15 protein-coding genes and 1 pseudogene are annotated in these 14,475 nt (G+C 71.3%); 3 read left to right on the forward strand and 13 right to left on the reverse strand.

The genetic code is table 11. The features are described from left to right. The 3 genes from IF17_RS0104455 (at position 1) to IF17_RS0104465 (ending at position 2,626) form a co-directional block, all read left to right on the forward strand. Positions 1-1,086: a FecCD family ABC transporter permease gene (locus IF17_RS0104455; protein ID WP_051883884.1), complete on the forward strand. Its 1,086-nt coding sequence runs from the start codon at positions 1-3 to the stop codon at positions 1,084-1,086. Between the two features lie 3 nt (positions 1,087-1,089). Next, positions 1,090-1,923, forward strand: coding sequence for an ABC transporter ATP-binding protein (locus IF17_RS0104460; RefSeq protein ID WP_030562363.1), 834 nt, complete (start codon positions 1,090-1,092; stop codon positions 1,921-1,923). A gap of 85 nt (positions 1,924-2,008) precedes the next feature. Continuing rightward, positions 2,009-2,626 (forward strand): mycothiol-dependent nitroreductase Rv2466c family protein, encoded by a 618-nt coding sequence (locus IF17_RS0104465; RefSeq protein WP_030562365.1) that lies wholly within the window; start codon positions 2,009-2,011, stop codon positions 2,624-2,626. A 29-nt stretch (positions 2,627-2,655) separates the two neighbouring features. Here IF17_RS0104465 and IF17_RS0104470 read toward each other — a convergent pair whose 3' ends face one another. From IF17_RS0104470 to IF17_RS0104530, 13 genes and pseudogenes are all read right to left on the reverse strand, one after another. Then, positions 2,656-3,408, reverse strand: coding sequence for a sirohydrochlorin chelatase (locus IF17_RS0104470; protein WP_030562366.1), 753 nt, complete (start codon positions 3,406-3,408; stop codon positions 2,656-2,658). Between the two features lie 8 nt (positions 3,409-3,416). Next, the gene (locus IF17_RS0104475) at positions 3,417-4,343 is read right to left on the reverse strand and encodes an ABC transporter permease (RefSeq protein ID WP_030562368.1); all 927 of its coding nucleotides are present in this window, start codon (positions 4,341-4,343) and stop codon (positions 3,417-3,419) included. Then, positions 4,330-5,121: an ABC transporter ATP-binding protein gene (locus IF17_RS0104480; RefSeq protein WP_018514603.1), complete on the reverse strand. Its 792-nt coding sequence runs from the start codon at positions 5,119-5,121 to the stop codon at positions 4,330-4,332. The genes IF17_RS0104475 and IF17_RS0104480 overlap by 14 nt, the downstream gene beginning before the upstream one ends. A 41-nt stretch (positions 5,122-5,162) precedes the next feature. Then, a complete protein-coding gene (locus IF17_RS0104485) occupies positions 5,163-6,278 on the reverse strand; it encodes an aliphatic sulfonate ABC transporter substrate-binding protein (protein WP_030562370.1) in 1,116 nt (371 codons plus the stop codon). Positions 6,279-6,508: 230 nt separating this feature from the next. Further along, positions 6,509-7,846, reverse strand: coding sequence for a sulfate adenylyltransferase subunit 1 (locus IF17_RS0104495; protein WP_030562371.1), 1,338 nt, complete (start codon positions 7,844-7,846; stop codon positions 6,509-6,511). Next, positions 7,847-8,785 carry a sulfate adenylyltransferase subunit CysD gene (gene cysD, locus IF17_RS0104500; protein ID WP_030562373.1) on the reverse strand — a complete coding sequence of 313 codons (939 nt, stop codon included), beginning with the start codon at positions 8,783-8,785 and terminating at the stop codon, positions 7,847-7,849. Then, on the reverse strand, positions 8,782-9,327 hold the full coding sequence (cysC, locus tag IF17_RS0104505) for an adenylyl-sulfate kinase (RefSeq protein WP_010059288.1): 546 nt from the start codon (positions 9,325-9,327) through the stop codon (positions 8,782-8,784). The genes cysD and cysC overlap by 4 nt, the downstream gene beginning before the upstream one ends. Positions 9,328-9,350: 23 nt before the next feature. Continuing rightward, positions 9,351-10,067, reverse strand: coding sequence for a phosphoadenylyl-sulfate reductase (locus IF17_RS0104510; protein ID WP_030562378.1), 717 nt, complete (start codon positions 10,065-10,067; stop codon positions 9,351-9,353). After that, positions 10,064-10,243: a hypothetical protein gene (locus tag IF17_RS0104515; protein ID WP_007449013.1), complete on the reverse strand. Its 180-nt coding sequence runs from the start codon at positions 10,241-10,243 to the stop codon at positions 10,064-10,066. The genes IF17_RS0104510 and IF17_RS0104515 overlap by 4 nt, the downstream gene beginning before the upstream one ends. Next, complete coding sequence (locus IF17_RS0104520; protein ID WP_030562381.1) at positions 10,240-11,937, reverse strand: nitrite/sulfite reductase; 1,698 nt, start codon at positions 11,935-11,937, stop codon at positions 10,240-10,242. The genes IF17_RS0104515 and IF17_RS0104520 overlap by 4 nt, the downstream gene beginning before the upstream one ends. 115 nt (positions 11,938-12,052) lie before the next feature. Next, positions 12,053-12,124: pseudogene (locus IF17_RS1000000140205) on the reverse strand (putative leader peptide); the annotation flags it as partial. A 188-nt stretch (positions 12,125-12,312) separates the two neighbouring features. After that, positions 12,313-12,930 carry a GNAT family N-acetyltransferase gene (locus tag IF17_RS0104525; RefSeq protein ID WP_030562383.1) on the reverse strand — a complete coding sequence of 206 codons (618 nt, stop codon included), beginning with the start codon at positions 12,928-12,930 and terminating at the stop codon, positions 12,313-12,315. 48 nt (positions 12,931-12,978) lie between these two features. Next, positions 12,979-14,271, reverse strand: a complete 1,293-nt coding sequence (locus tag IF17_RS0104530) for a helix-turn-helix domain-containing protein (protein ID WP_030562385.1) — start codon at positions 14,269-14,271, stop codon at positions 12,979-12,981. Positions 14,272-14,475 lie beyond the last annotated feature (204 nt).

A 14,475-nucleotide genomic window follows, 5' to 3' on the forward strand; every position in this document is an offset into this window, starting at 1 on the left:
GTGACCACCGATTCCCTGAGGTCTGAGGAAGACCCGGCCGGGAAGACCGCGGCCCGCCCCTTCCGCCTGGCCTTCCCGCCGGTCTCCGGCACCCTGCGCCCCCGCCAGCTCGCCGTCTGCGCGGGGCTCGTCGTCGCCGTGTTCGTGGCGCTGTGCTGGAACGTCTCCATCGGTGAGTACGGCATCCCCCTCACCGACGTCGCCCGCGCGCTCACCGGCTCCGGCGACCCGGGCACCCTCCTCGTCGTCCAGGAACTGCGGCTGCCCCGCGCCATGACCGGGCTGCTCGCTGGCATCGCGTTCGGCATGTCCGGCGCCCTGTTCCAGACGATGACCCGCAACCCGCTCGCCAGCCCCGACATGATCGGTCTCACCCAGGGCGCCGGGACCGCCGTCGTCGCGGGCATCGTGCTCGGCTGGGACTTCGGCCTAGGCACCCAGGCCCTCGGCCTGTTCGGGGCCCTCGCCAGCGCCCTCCTCGTCTACGGGCTCGCCTGGCGGCGCGGCACCACCGGCTACCGCATCATCCTCGTCGGTATCGGCGTCTCCTGGGTCTGCCTGAGCGTCACCGACTTCCTGCTCGCCCGGGGCGGCCGCTTCCAGGCGCAGGCCGCGCTCGGCTGGCTCGTCGGCAACCTCAACGGCCGCGACTGGCAGCAGGCCGCGCCCCTCGCGTACGCCCTGGTCGTCCTGGTCCCCGCCGCCCTGCTCATCGGCCGCCTCATGCGTACGCTGCAACTCGGCGACGACGTCGCCAAGGGGCTCGGCACCCGCGTCCAGGCCGTCCGCCTCACCGTCCTGCTCACCGGCGTCGGCCTGGTCGCCTTCGCCACGGCGGCCGCGGGGCCCGTGGCGTTCGTGGCACTGGCCGCCCCGCAGATCGCGCAGCGGCTCTGCCGTACGGCCTGGCCGCCCCCGCTCGCCGGCGGACTCACCGGCGCCGCCATCGTCCTCGCGTCCGACGTCCTGGCACGCGAACTGATCCCGGGCACCGAACTGCCCGTCGGGATCGTCACCGGAGTGCTCGGCGCCCCGGTGCTGCTCTGGCTGCTCATCCGCGTCAACCGCGCGGGCTCAGGAGGCTGACCGATGTCCACCGCCGAACCCGACCTGAGGGCGAAGGACCTGCACCTCGGTTATGACGACCGCGCCGTCGTCACCGGCCTCGACCTGGCGGTCCCGCCCGGCCGGATCACCGCCATCGTCGGCGCCAACGCCTGCGGGAAGTCGACCCTGTTGCGCGCTCTGGCCCGGCTGCTGGCCCCCCGCGCAGGGTCGGTCAGCCTGGACGGCCGCGCCCTGCACTCCATCCCCACCCGGGAGTTGGCCCAGCAGCTCGGCATCCTCCCGCAGTCGCCCGTCGCCCCCGAGGGCCTCACCGTCATCGACCTGGTCAACCGGGGCCGCTCCCCGCACCAGACGTGGTGGCGGCAGTGGACCAAGGCGGACGAGCAGGCGGTGCACGACGCGCTCGCCGCGACCGGCACCACCGACCTGGCCGACCGGGCGGTGGACGAACTCTCCGGCGGCCAGCGCCAGCGCGCCTGGATCGCCATGGCCGTCGCTCAGGGCACCCCGGTCCTCCTCCTCGACGAGCCGACGACGTACCTCGACCTCGCCCACCAGATCGACGTCCTGGACCTCGTGGTCGACCTCAACCGCCGCGAGGGACGCACGATCGTCATGGTCCTGCACGACCTCAACCAGGCCTGTCGGTACGCCGATCACGTCATCGCGATGAAGAAGGGCGCCATCGTCGCCGAGGGCGCCCCCGCCGACGTGATCACCGCCGAGACCGTCGAGGACGTCTTCGGCCTCCGCTGCCAGGTCACCACGGACCCGGTGAGCCGCACCCCGCTGGTGATCCCGGTCGGCCGCCACCACACCCCGGACCCGGAGGAGCCACGGAAGACGCTCGCCTGAGGGCTGCTGCCACGGTGAATGGCCCACCGCACCGGTCCACGATTGGCCCGGGAGCTCACGCCAATCGCGCTCTACGCTCGCATCCATGAGCACCCGCGACCGCACCACCGTCGACTTCTTCTTCGACCCCGCCTGCCCGTTCGCCTGGATCGCCTCCCGCTGGATCCTGGAGGTGGAGCAGCACCGCGACCTCGAACTCCGCTTCCGCCCCATGAGCCTGTACCTGCACAACCAGGGCAACGAACTGCCCTGCTGGTACCGCGAGTTGGTCGACAAGTCGATCGGCCCGGTCCGGGTCGCCGTCGCTGCGGCCGTCGCCCACGGCGACGGCATCCTGCGGGACCTCTACACCGCGCTGGGCACCCGCATCCACCAGCACAAGGAGGAGGACTTCGACGCGGTCATCGCCGCCTCGCTGGCCGAACTGGGCCTGCCCGCCGCCCTGTCGGAGGCCGCGCACTCGACGGCGTACGACGAAGAGGTGGCCCGCAGCCACGGTGCGGGCAAGGATCCGGAGCAGGACGCGTACGTGGGCACACCGACGATCCACGTCGACGGCACGGTCTGGTTCGGCCCGGTCCTGAACGCGATCCCGCGCGGCGAGGAGGCGGCCGAACTCTTCGACAGCTTCCGGGTACTCGCGAACCACCAGGGCTTCTTCGAGCTCAAGCGGGCCCGCTCGGGCGGCCTGTCCTACGAGTGACCCGTCCTACGAGTGACCTGCGAGGCCCCTCACGCCGACAGCGACGCCCCCACCAGCGCCCGCGCCTCGTCGTACCGCTCCAGCAGCAGTCGCGCCAGCTCCGGCGCGGGGCCCAGGACATCGGCCAGCACGTCCGCGCCGGCCGCCTCGGCACCCGCCGCGATACGGTCCGGGAGCCGGCCGGGGGCGATGACGTACGGCGCCACGGCCACCCGCTCCACGCCCTCTGCCCGCAGGGCCCGTACCGCGTCCTCGGTGCGGGGAAGGGATGCGGAGGCGAACGCAGGCCGCACGGCGCACCAACCGGTGTGCCGCAGCTCCCGCGCGATTTCAGCGATCACTGCGATCGCCTCCGGGTCTGAGGATCCCGCCGAGGCCAGGACGAGCCCGGTCCGGGGGAGGTCGCCGGGGCGGACCCCGGCCTCCCGCAGCCGCCGCCCGAGGGTGGCGTTGAGCAGCGGGGACGGGCCGAGGACGTCGGCCTGCCGGATGCGCAGCCTCGGCAGCCGGGCGCGGGCCTCGCGCAGCACCGACGGGATGTCGGTCTTGGCGTGGAACGCCCGGGTGAGGAGGAGCGGCAGGGCGATGACCTCGTCCGCCTCCTCCACGGCCAGGCGCTCCAGCACCCGGGGCACGGAAGGGGCGTTGAACTCCAGGAACGCCGTCTCCACGCGCAGCCCCGGCCGCTCGGCCCGCACCCGCTGGGTGAGGGCGTGCACGGTCGCGGCGTGCCGGGGGTCGCGGCTGCCGTGGGCGATGACGAGGAGGACGGGGTGGGACATGGCGTGACTCAGTTCTTGACGAGGAGGCCGCGGCTGCGCAGCACCCACCGCTCCAGCGGACTGAAGATCAGCAGGTCGATCGCGATGCCGACGAACAGGATGAGCAGGATCGAGAGGAAGACCCCGGGCATGTCGAAGTTGCTGCGGCCGTTCTCCAGCAACTGACCCAGGCCCAATCCCAGTTCGGGCGAGGACGCGATGATCTCGGCGGCCATCAGCGAGCGCCAGGAGAACGCCCAGCCCTGCTTGAGACCCGCCAGATAGCCGGGCAGCGCGGCCGGCAGCACGATGTGCCAGGTGCCCCGGATGCCGGTGGCGCCGAGCGTCCGGCCCGCCCGCAGGAACAGCGGCGGCACCTGGTCGACGCCCGAGACCAGCCCGTTGGCGATCGAGGGCACCGCGCCCAGCAGGATCACCGCGTACATCATGCTGTCGTTCAGCCCGAGCCAGATGACCGCCGGGGCCACCCACGCGACCGACGGCAGCGACTGGAGCCCGGACAGGATCGGCCCGATCGCCGCCCGGATCAGCTTCACCCGGGCGACCAGCAGCCCCAGCGGCGTACCGATGGCGACAGCGAGGAGGAAGCCGAGCAGACCGCGCGAGACGCTGGTCCAGACGACCTCCAGCAGCGTGCCCTTGAGCCACATGTCCTTCGCGCTGTCCCAGACCGCGGACGGCGGCGGCAGCTTGTAGACCTCGGTGACCTCGGCGCGGACCAGCAGCTCCCAGACGATGAGTACCAGGGCCACCGCCACGACGGGCGGCAGCACCTTGCTCTTCAGGACCTCGCGGACCGGGGTGCGGCGGATCTGCACCGCGTCCAGGGCGTCGAGGCCGGCCTCCAGACCGGCCAGATCGTCGGGCTTCCCGTCGACGGGGTCGGCCGTCCCGTCCGGCCGTTTCCGGCTCGACGTGATGTCAGTGCTGGCCATGTCGGCGGATCTCCCCACGCAGTTCTTCGGTGATCTCGACGGACAGCTCCGCCACGGCGGTGTCCTCGATGCGGCGCGGCTGCTCGATGTCCACCGTCCACTCGCGGGCGATGCGGCCCGGCCGGGACGAGAGCAGCACGACACGCTGCGCGAGCCGTACGGCCTCGCGCACGTTGTGCGTCACGAAGAGGACCGAGGCGTTCGTCTCCCGCCAGATCCGGGTCAGCTCGTCGTGCAGCACATCGCGGGTGATGGCGTCCAGCGCCGCGAACGGCTCGTCCATCAGCAGCAGTTGGCTGTCCTGGGCCAGCGCGCGGGCCATCGCGACCCGCTGCCGCATACCGCCGGACAGCTCGTGCACCCGCTTGCCGTACGCGCCGCCCAGACGGACGAGTTCGAGCAGCCGCTCGGCCTCGGTGCGGCGCTCCGACTTCGGGACCCCGCGCAGCCGCAGGGCCAGTTCGATGTTCTTGCCCGCGGTCAGCCACGGGAAGAGGGCGTGCTCCTGGAACATCAGGGCCGGCCGCCCGCCGGGGGTTTCGATGGACCCCGCGGACGGGCGGTCGAGTCCGGCCACCAGATTGAGCAGCGTCGACTTTCCGCACCCGGAGGCTCCCAGGAGGGTGACGAACTCACCCGGAGCGACATCGAGGGTGATGTCGTCCAGGACGAGCTGCTGCCCCGTGGGTCCGGCGAAGGACTTCGAGACGTGCGCGAGACGGGCGGCGTGCTCGACCGTCGTACGGTCCTCGGCCTTGGTGAGGGTGGTGGTCGCCATGGTCGTCACCTCCTGGGAATCCTGGGTCCTGTACGGGTTGGCTACTTGACGCCGAGACCGGCGTCGGAGACCTCGGGCTGACCCTCAGCCTTGAGGATCTTGTTCAGCGGGCCCAGGTCGTAGATGCCCTCCAGCTTCGGGTTCTCCAGCAGACCGGCCTTCACCGAGAACTCCGACTGGGTCTTCAGCGTGGTGGCCAGCGGGTCGTTGGTGAACTCGACGGACTCCCACGCCGGGTCGAGGATCTCCTGCGGCAGCGCCTTGCCGCTCAGCTTCTCCAGCGCCTTGTTGGCGGACGCCTTGGCCTCCTCGGGGTTGGCGTTGATCCACTTGTTGGTGGAGACCGAACCCTTGACCACGGCCTCGACCACGTCGGGGTGCGCGTCGAGGAACTTCTGCGACACGATGATGTGCGTGATCACGAACTTCTTGTCCGGCCACAGGTCCTTCTCGTCGAGGAGCACCTTCGCGCCCTCGGAGACCAGCTTCGAGGCGGTCGGCTCCGGGACCCACGCGCCGTCCAGCGAACCGGACTTGTAGGCGTCGGGCGTCACCTTGTTGTCCGAGCGGACCACCGAGACGTCGCCCTTGCCGCTCTGCGGGTCGACCTTCCAGCCCTTCTCGGAGATCCAGTTGAGGAAGGCCACGTCCTGCGTGTTGCCGATCTGCGGGGTCGCGATCCGCTTGCCCTTGAGGTCGTCCAGGGTCTTGATCTTCTTCGGGTTGACGACCAGCTTCACCCCGCCGGAGGCCGAACCCGCCACGATCCGCAGGCCCTTGCCCTGGGACTTGACGTAGGCGTTGATGGCGGGGGAGGGGCCGATGAAGCCGATGTCGATCGAGCCCGCGTTCAGCGCCTCGATCTCGGAGGGGCCGGCGTTGAAGGTCGTGGACTCGACCTTGGTGCCGCCCAGCGCCTTCTGGATGGTGCCTTCCTGGATACCGACCAGGGCGGTGGCGTGCGTGAGGTTCGGGAAGTAGCCGATCTTCACGGTGTCCGCGGAGAGCTTCTTCCCTCCGGCGGAGACGTTCGCCTTCTTCGCGTCGTCGTCCTTGGCGTCGGAGCCGTAACCGCAGGCGGTGGCGGCCAGGGCGAGCAGCGGCAGGGCCGCGACAGCGGCTATGGAGCGACGAACGGTGGAACGGTGGGCAGGCACGGGAGGCTTTCCTCTCGTTGGCCCGGTACTCGCGTCCCGCTGATGGTCAGGGGGGCGCGGCCGGGAGATCGGCAGGTCTTCGGCGGTACGGGTGCGGGGGATTCAGGGCGCGCGAGCGGTGCGCGTACGTCATCACGCACATCGCCCCACGCCTCCCTGGCCGCTGCCGAGGGCGCCGCTGCCCACGCGGCCGCCCTCCTTCGCGAAGGTGGAGAAGAAGTCACCGGTCATCAGAAGTCCCATTCGGCGTCGTCGTCGGCGGCCTGGGTGACGGCTTCGGCGACCGCGGCGAACGCGGCGCCCGCCATGCCGGCGCTCAGCGTCGTCCCGTCCGCCGGGTCGATCAGCAGGAACGAGCCGGTGCGCCGCGAGTCCTCGTACGCGTCGAGCGCGAGCGGCTCGGCGGTCCGCACGACGACCCGGCCGATGTCGTTGGCGACCAGCTGCCCGGGCGCCGGGTGCTGGGAGAGGTCGTCCAGGGTCAGCCGCGACGGGATGTCCTTGACGATCGCCTTGACCGTACGGGTGGTGTGCTTCAGCAGCACCCGCTGGCCCACGGAGAGCGGCTGGTCGGCGACGTGGCAGACGGTCGCCTCGATGTCCTGGGTGACCGGCGGCACGTCGGTGGCGGGGGCGATCAGATCGCCGCGCGAGATGTCGATGTCGTCGGCCAGTCGCAGCGTCACCGACTGCGGCGCCCACGCGATGTCGACGCTCTCACCGAGCGCGTCGATGCCCGTGATCGTCGTCGTACGCCCCGAGGGGAGTACGGAGACGGCCTCGCCGACCCGGAAGACCCCGGCGGCGATCTGACCGGCGTACCCCCGGTAGTCCGGGTGCTCGGCGGTCTGCGGCCGGATCACGTACTGCACGGGGAACCGCGCGTGGCAGGCGGTGAGGTCGTGGCTGACCGGGACCGTCTCCAGGTGCTCCAGGACGGTCGGCCCGCCGTACCAGTCCATGTGCGCGGACGGCTCCACCACGTTGTCCCCGGCCAGTGCCGAGATGGGGATCGCGGTGATCTCCGGGACGCCGAGCGATGCGGCGTACGCGGTGAACTCCTCGGCTATCGCGGCGAACACGGGCTCCGCGTAGTCGACGAGGTCCATCTTGTTGACGGCCAGCACGACGTGCGGGACGCGCAGCAGCGCGGCCACGGCGGCGTGGCGGCGGGTCTGCTCGACGACCCCGTTGCGGGCGTCGACCAGGACCACGGCCAGCTCGGCGGTGGAGGCGCCCGTCACCATGTTGCGGGTGTACTGCACATGGCCCGGGGTGTCGGCGAGGATGAACCGGCGGCGGGTGGTGGCGAAGTAGCGGTAGGCGACATCGATGGTGATGCCCTGCTCACGCTCGGCCCGCAGCCCGTCGGTCAGCAGCGCCAGGTCCGGCGCCTCCTGGCCGCGGCTCAGCGACACCTGCTCGACGGCCTCCAGCTGATCGGTGAGGATCGACTTGGAGTCGTGCAGCAGACGTCCCACGAGGGTGGACTTGCCGTCGTCGACCGACCCGGCGGTGGCGAAGCGCAGCAGGGTGGTGGCGCTCAACTGCTCAGCTGTAGTGGTCATTTAGAAGTACCCCTCGCGCTTGCGGTCTTCCATCGCGGCCTCGGACATCTTGTCGTCCGCGCGGGTCGCGCCCCGCTCGGTGAGCCGGGAGGCGGCGATCTCGGTGATCACGGCCTCCAGCGTGGTGGCGTCGGAGTCGACGGCACCGGTGCAGGACATGTCGCCGACCGTGCGGTAGCGCACCAGACGGGTCTCGGTGGCCTCGTGGTCCTTGGGACCGCCCCAGCCGCCGGCCGTCAGCCACATGCCGCTGCGGGAGAAGACCTCGCGCTCATGGGCGAAGTAGATCTCCGGGAGCTCGATCCCCTCGCGCTCGATGTACTGCCAGACGTCCAGCTCGGTCCAGTTGGAGATCGGGAAGACCCGGACGTGCTCACCGGGGGCGTGCCGGCCGTTGTAGAGCTGCCACAGCTCGGGGCGCTGGCGGCGCGGGTCCCACTGCGAGAACTCGTCGCGCAGCGAGAAGACCCGCTCCTTGGCGCGCGCCTTCTCCTCGTCGCGCCGCCCGCCGCCGAACACCGCGTCGAAGCGGTGCTGCTGGATCGCCTCGGTGAGCGGCACGGTCTGGAGCGGGTTGCGGGTGCCGTCGGGGCGCTCGCGGAGCTTCCCGGCGTCGATGTACTCCTGCACGGAGGCGACATGGAGCCGCAGCCCGTGCTTCTTCACCGTACGGTCGCGGTACTCCAGGACCTCGGGGAAGTTGTGCCCGGTGTCCACGTGCAGCAGCGTGAACGGCACCGGCGCCGGCGCGAACGCCTTCAGCGCCAGGTGCAGCATCACGATGGAGTCCTTGCCGCCGGAGAACAGGATCACCGGCCGCTCGAACTCCCCCGCCACCTCACGGAAGATGTGGACCGCCTCGGACTCCAGGGAGTCCAGGTGGCTGAGCGCGTACGGGTTCGCGGTGTCCCCGGACACGGTGGTGGTGACGGCACTCACGCCAGGCCCCTCTCGGTGAGCAGCGCGTGGAGCGCCGCCGCTGACTCCTGCACGGTCTGCTGGTGCGACTCGATGCGCAGGTCGGGCGATTCGGGCGCCTCGTAGGGGTCGTCGACCCCGGTGAGACCGCTGATCTCGCCCGCCGCCTGCTTGGCGTAAAGGCCCTTCACATCCCGTACGGAGCACACCTCGACGGGCGTCGCCACGTGCACCTCCAGGTAGGTGGTGGACTCGGCGGCGTGCCGCTTGCGGACCGCCTCGCGGCTGTCGGCGAACGGGGCGATGACGGGGACCAGCACCTTCACGCCGTTGGCGGCGAGGAGCTCGGCGACGAAGCCGATCCGGGCCACGTTGGTGTGCCGGTCCTCGCGGGAGAAGCCGAGGCCCGCGGAGAGGAACTCGCGGATCTCGTCGCCGTCGAGCACCTCCACCTTGTGGCCCTCGGTCCGCAGCCGGCCCGCCAGCTCGTACGCGATGGTGGTCTTGCCCGCGCTCGGCAGACCGGTCAGCCAGATCGTGGCTCCCGTCTCCGTCACGCTCATCGAACTCTCCTGATCAGTCGTCATCAGCCGTGCAGCCCGCATTCGGTCTTGCCGCGGCCGGCCCAGCGGCCGGCCCGTGCGTCCTCGCCCTCCAGCACCCGGCGGGTGCAGGGCGCGCAGCCGACGGAGGCGTAACCGTCCATCAGCAGCGGGTTGGTGAGCACCCCGTGCTCCAGCACGTAGGCGTCCACGTCGTCCTGGGTCCAGCGGGCGATGGGGGAGACCTTCACCTTGCGGCGCTTGGCGTCCCAGCCGACGACCGGGGTGTTCGCCCGGGTGGGGGACTCGTCGCGGCGCAGCCCCGTCGCCCACGCGGCGTACGCGGTCAGGCCGTCCTCCAACGGCTTGACCTTGCGCAGCGCGCAGCACAGGTCGGGGTCGCGGTCGTGCAGCTTCTCGCCGTGCTCCGCGTCCTGCTCCGCCACCGTCTGCCGGGGGGTGATCGTGATGACGTTGACGTCCATCACCGCGTCCACCGCGTCCCGGGTCCCGATGGTCTCGGGGAAGTGGTAGCCGGTGTCGAGGAAGACCACGTCGACGCCCGGCATCACTTGCGAGGCCAGGTGCGCGACCACGGCGTCCTCCATGGAGGAGGTGACGCAGAAGCGCGGCCCGAAGGTGTCGGCCGCCCACTTCAGGATCTCGGTGGCGGAGGCGTCCTCCAGCTCCCGGCCCGCCTGCTCGGCCAGCTCCTGGAGTTCGCGGTCGGTCAGCTCTCCACTGATCAGAGTTTCCGTCATATCCGGTCCCCTTCACCGTCGTTGCGCTGCACGCCCCGGGTCAGCAGACCCAGGAACTTCAGCTGGAACGCACGGTTGCAGGAGGCACATTCCCAGGCGCCGTGACCGGTCTCGTTGGGGCGCAGGTCCTCGTCACCGCAGTACGGGCAGTAGAACGGGGCGGCTCGCTCGCTCATGACAGCGACTCCGCACTGGCGCGCGCCGCCCAGGTCGCGAAGCGCTCGCCGTCCTCGCGCTCCTCCTGGAACCGGCCGAGAACCCGCTCGACGTAGTCCGGCAGTTCGGCCGAAGTGACCTTCAGGCCACGGACCTTGCGGCCGAACCCGGCCTCCAGGCCGAGCGCGCCGCCGAGGTGCACCTGGTAGCCCTCGACCTGCTCGCCGTTCTCGTCCAGCATCAACTGGCCCTTGAGACCGATGTCCGCGACCTGGATACGGGCGCAGGCGTTCGGGCAGCCGTTGATGTTGATGGTGATCGGGTGGTCGAACTCCGGGATGCGGCGCTCCAGTTCGTCGATGAGCGAGGCGCCGCGCGCCTTCGTCTCGACGATCGCCAGCTTGCAGAACTCGATGCCGGTGCAGGCCATCGTGCCGCGCCGGAACGGGGAGGGCGTGACCCGCAGGTCGAGCGCCTCCAGACCGGCGACCAGGGACTCGACCTGCTCCTCGGCCACGTCCAGCACGATCATCTTCTGCTCGGCGGTGGTCCGCACCCGGCCGGAGCCGTGCGCCTCGGCCACCTCCGCGATCTTGGTGAGCGTGGTGCCGTCGACGCGGCCCACCCGCGCGGCGAAGCCGACGTAGAAGCGGCCGTCCTTCTGCCGGTGCACCCCGAGGTGGTCGCGCCAGGTCTGGGCGGGCTGCTCGGGCGCGGGGCCGTCGACCAGCTTGCGCTGGAGGTAGTCGTCCTCCAGGACCTGGCGGAACTTCTCCGCGCCCCAGTCCGCGACGAGGAACTTCAGCCGGGCGCGGGTGCGCAGCCGCCGGTAGCCGTAGTCGCGGAAGATCCCGATGACCCCGCCGTACACGTCGGCCACCTCGTCCAGCGGCACCCAGGCGCCGAGCCGGACCCCGAGCTTGGGGTTGGTGGAGAGGCCGCCGCCGACCCAGAGGTCGAAGCCGGGGCCGTGGACCGGGTGGTTCACACCGACGAACGCGATGTCGTTGATCTCGTGCGCCACGTCCAGCTGCGGCGAGCCGGAGACGGCGGACTTGAACTTGCGGGGCAGGTTGGAGAAGTCGGGGTTGCCGATGAAGCGCCGCTGGATCTCGTCGATCGCGGGGGTGCCGTCGATGATCTCGTTCTCGGCGATGCCCGCTACCGGGGAGCCGAGGATCACGCGGGGCGTGTCACCGCAGGCCTCGGTGGTGGAGAGGCCCACCTCCTCGAGGCGCCGCCAGATCTCCGGCACGTCCTCGATCCGGATCCAGTGGTACTGCACGTTCTGCCGGTCGGTGAGGTCGGCGGTCCCGCGCGCGAACTCCTGGGAGATCTCCCCGATCACCCGCAGCTGCTGCGTGGTCAGCCGGCCGCCGTCGATCCGGACGCGCAGCATGAAGAACTTGTCGTCCAGCTCCTCCGGCTCCAGCACAGCGGTCTTGCCGCCGTCGATGCCGGGCTTGCGCTGGGTGTACAGACCCCACCAACGCATGCGTCCGCGCAGGTCGTTGGGGTCGATGGAGTCGAAACCACGCTTGGAGTAGATCGTCTCAATACGTGTCCGTACGTTGAGACCGTCGTCGTCCTTCTTGAACTGCTCGTTCCCGTTGAGGGGGGTGTGGTGGCCCACGGCCCACTGACCCTCGCCACGGTGGCGTCCGGCCTTGCGGCGGGGCGTGGTGGTCGCAGGCTGTTCCGGGGTAGCGGCCATGACAGTACGTCCTTCGGGACTGCAGGAGGGCGGCTCTGAACGGCGCACTCGCGCTGAGGCGCGGCGGTGCGCTGGGTTCGGGCAGAGGTGGTGGGGCGCGGCGGTGCTGGGACTCTCAGCCCGCCGGACAGATGGCGCTGGACATGCGGCAGAGGTCGACGTGGCGTCGACTCACCAAGGCAATTCCAGTTCCAGACATGACGGAAGCGTGTCACGCGGATCTCGGGGCAGTCCACCACTATCCATGATGTGGACGAGATGGTCTCGTAGAGTGAGACTCTGTGGTATCGGTCACAGGTTACGTCCGTGGCAATGGGGACAAATTGCCCCAGGGTGGGGCCGGTGAAGGCCCCGAACGACGGGCCGGGACGAGGATCAGGCGCCGTACGCTCCCGGCCACGGTCCCGGGGTCGCCACGTCCGGCTCCACCTCGGTCTTCGTGTGGAAGAGCCGGAAGCCCCGGCGCAGGTAGTTGTCCATCGCGTACGGGCCGTCCTTCGAGCACGTGTGCAGCCACACCCGCTCCGTCGGCGGCCGCTCGGGCCAGCGCTCCGCCAGGTCCCAGGCGCGCTCCACCCCGTACGACAGCAGGTGGCCGCCGATCCGCCGCCCCCGGAAGGCCGGGATCAGCCCGAAGTACATGATCTCGACCACGCCGCCGTCCTGCGGGTCCAGCTCCACGTACCCGGCCGGCGTCCCGTTCGCGTACGCCACCCAGGTCTCGGCCCCGGGCCTCTCCAGCGACTTCTGCCACTCGTCGTACGTCATGCCCAGCCGGTCGGTCCACCGGATGTCGCCGCCCACCGCCGTGTAGAGGAACCGGCTGAACTCCGGCAGCACCACCTCGGACCGGACGATGCGCAGATCGCCCTCCGGTACGGCGGCGGGCCGCAGATCGGCGGGCGAGGTCTGCTCCAGCGACCAGATGGTGACCTCGGTGGTCGCCCGGGTCGCCTCGGCGTCGGATACGGGGGGCTGCGCGGGGTTGCTCATGCCGGTCAGACAACCATGCCGCCGCCCTTGTGCGCGCAGCGCCCCCGGTCAGGCCGGTGCCGCCCCCCGCCGCGCCCCCGTCACCACCGGCGCCTTCGAGTGCGGCAGCAGATCGGCCGGGTGCTCCGGGCGAACCACCTCCACCTCCACTCCCTCCCCGAAGCGGTACGGGCGGTGCGCCAGCACCTCCGCCAGATGGCGCCGCAGCCGCGAGATCTCGGCCCGTACCGTCACCGTCCGGGTCGCGTCCCCGAAGAGGTCCTGCGCCAGCTCGGAGGCGCTGCGCCCCTCCCGGTGCACCGCCAGCGCGTACAGCAGCTCCGCGTGGCGCGGCGAGAGCCGCTGCGTCGAGGTGCCCAGGGGCCCCACCAGGTGCACGGCGAGCGCCCGCGGCCGGCTCAGGTCGAGCACCGCCCGGCGCGGCGCCCCCTCCGCCGTGCTGTCCGACACCTGCACCAGCCAGCCGCCCGGCAGCGGCTCCACCCGGCACATCCCCAGCGAGGGCAGCCACACCCGCCCCGCCACCAGCGACTTCGGCAGCGGCAGCCGGCCCACCGGCGGCATCCCCGTCACCGCCGCCAGCCACCCGTGCGTGTCCACCGCCAGAGCCCGGCCACCCAGCCGGCACAGGATCGGCGCCGCCACCGCACGCAGCCGCTCGATCGCCACCAGATGGCGGGTACGGATCTCCCCCTCGGCGAGCCGGGCCACCGAGTCCACCAGGGCCAGCGTCGCCGGATGGAAGGTGGAGGCGGGGCCGCTGATGTCGACGATCCCCACCAGCCGCCCGTCGCGCGGATCGCGGACCGGGGCCGCCGCGCAGGTCCAGTTGTGCAGGGCCCGGATGAAGTGCTCGGCCGAGTGGACCTGGATCGGTGCGCGGGCCGCCAGCGCCGTACCGATCGCGTTCGTCCCCGTCGCCCCCTCCGCCCAGGCCGCCCCCTCCTCCAGGCAGATGTCGTGCGCCCGGTGGAGCACTCCGGAGTTGCCCTGGCGCCACAGCACCCGGCCCTCCACGTCGGTGACCACCATGATCTGCTGCGCGGCGTCGGCGATGGACGCGAGCCCCGCCCGCAGCAGCGGCATCACCTCGCCGAGGGCCGTGCTGTGCCGCCGGTGCTCGATCTCCTCGGCCTCCAGCAGCTCGCTCTCCGGCGACTGCTCGGGGTCGATACCGCTGCGTACGACGCGCTCCCAGGAGGCGTCGATCTCCGCGCGCGGGGCGACGGAGGACCGCTCGCCCGCCAGCCGGGCCTCCCTGGCCCGGTGGAGCAGCCGGGTCGCGCGGTCCGCCTCCTGGCCGATCACGCGCACCGCTCCGGCAGAACTCGTCCGACTCATGGTCCCCACCCGTTCCCCCCGAAACACTGTGAGCTCTCCGGCCCCATCCTGCCGCTGCCCGGACGTACCCACCGCGCAGTCCACACAATGGTTGCAACCCTTTGCAACTCTGGCGATGCCGCACCGAACCGTACGAGAGTGGGAGCGTGCCGTACGCCGGGCCCGTGCCCGGCGAGCGGCACGGTTCAAGCATGGAGGGTGGTG

It is taken from the genome of Streptomyces cyaneofuscatus (assembly GCF_000718135.1).
GTDB lineage: Bacteria > Actinomycetota > Actinomycetes > Streptomycetales > Streptomycetaceae > Streptomyces > Streptomyces cyaneofuscatus.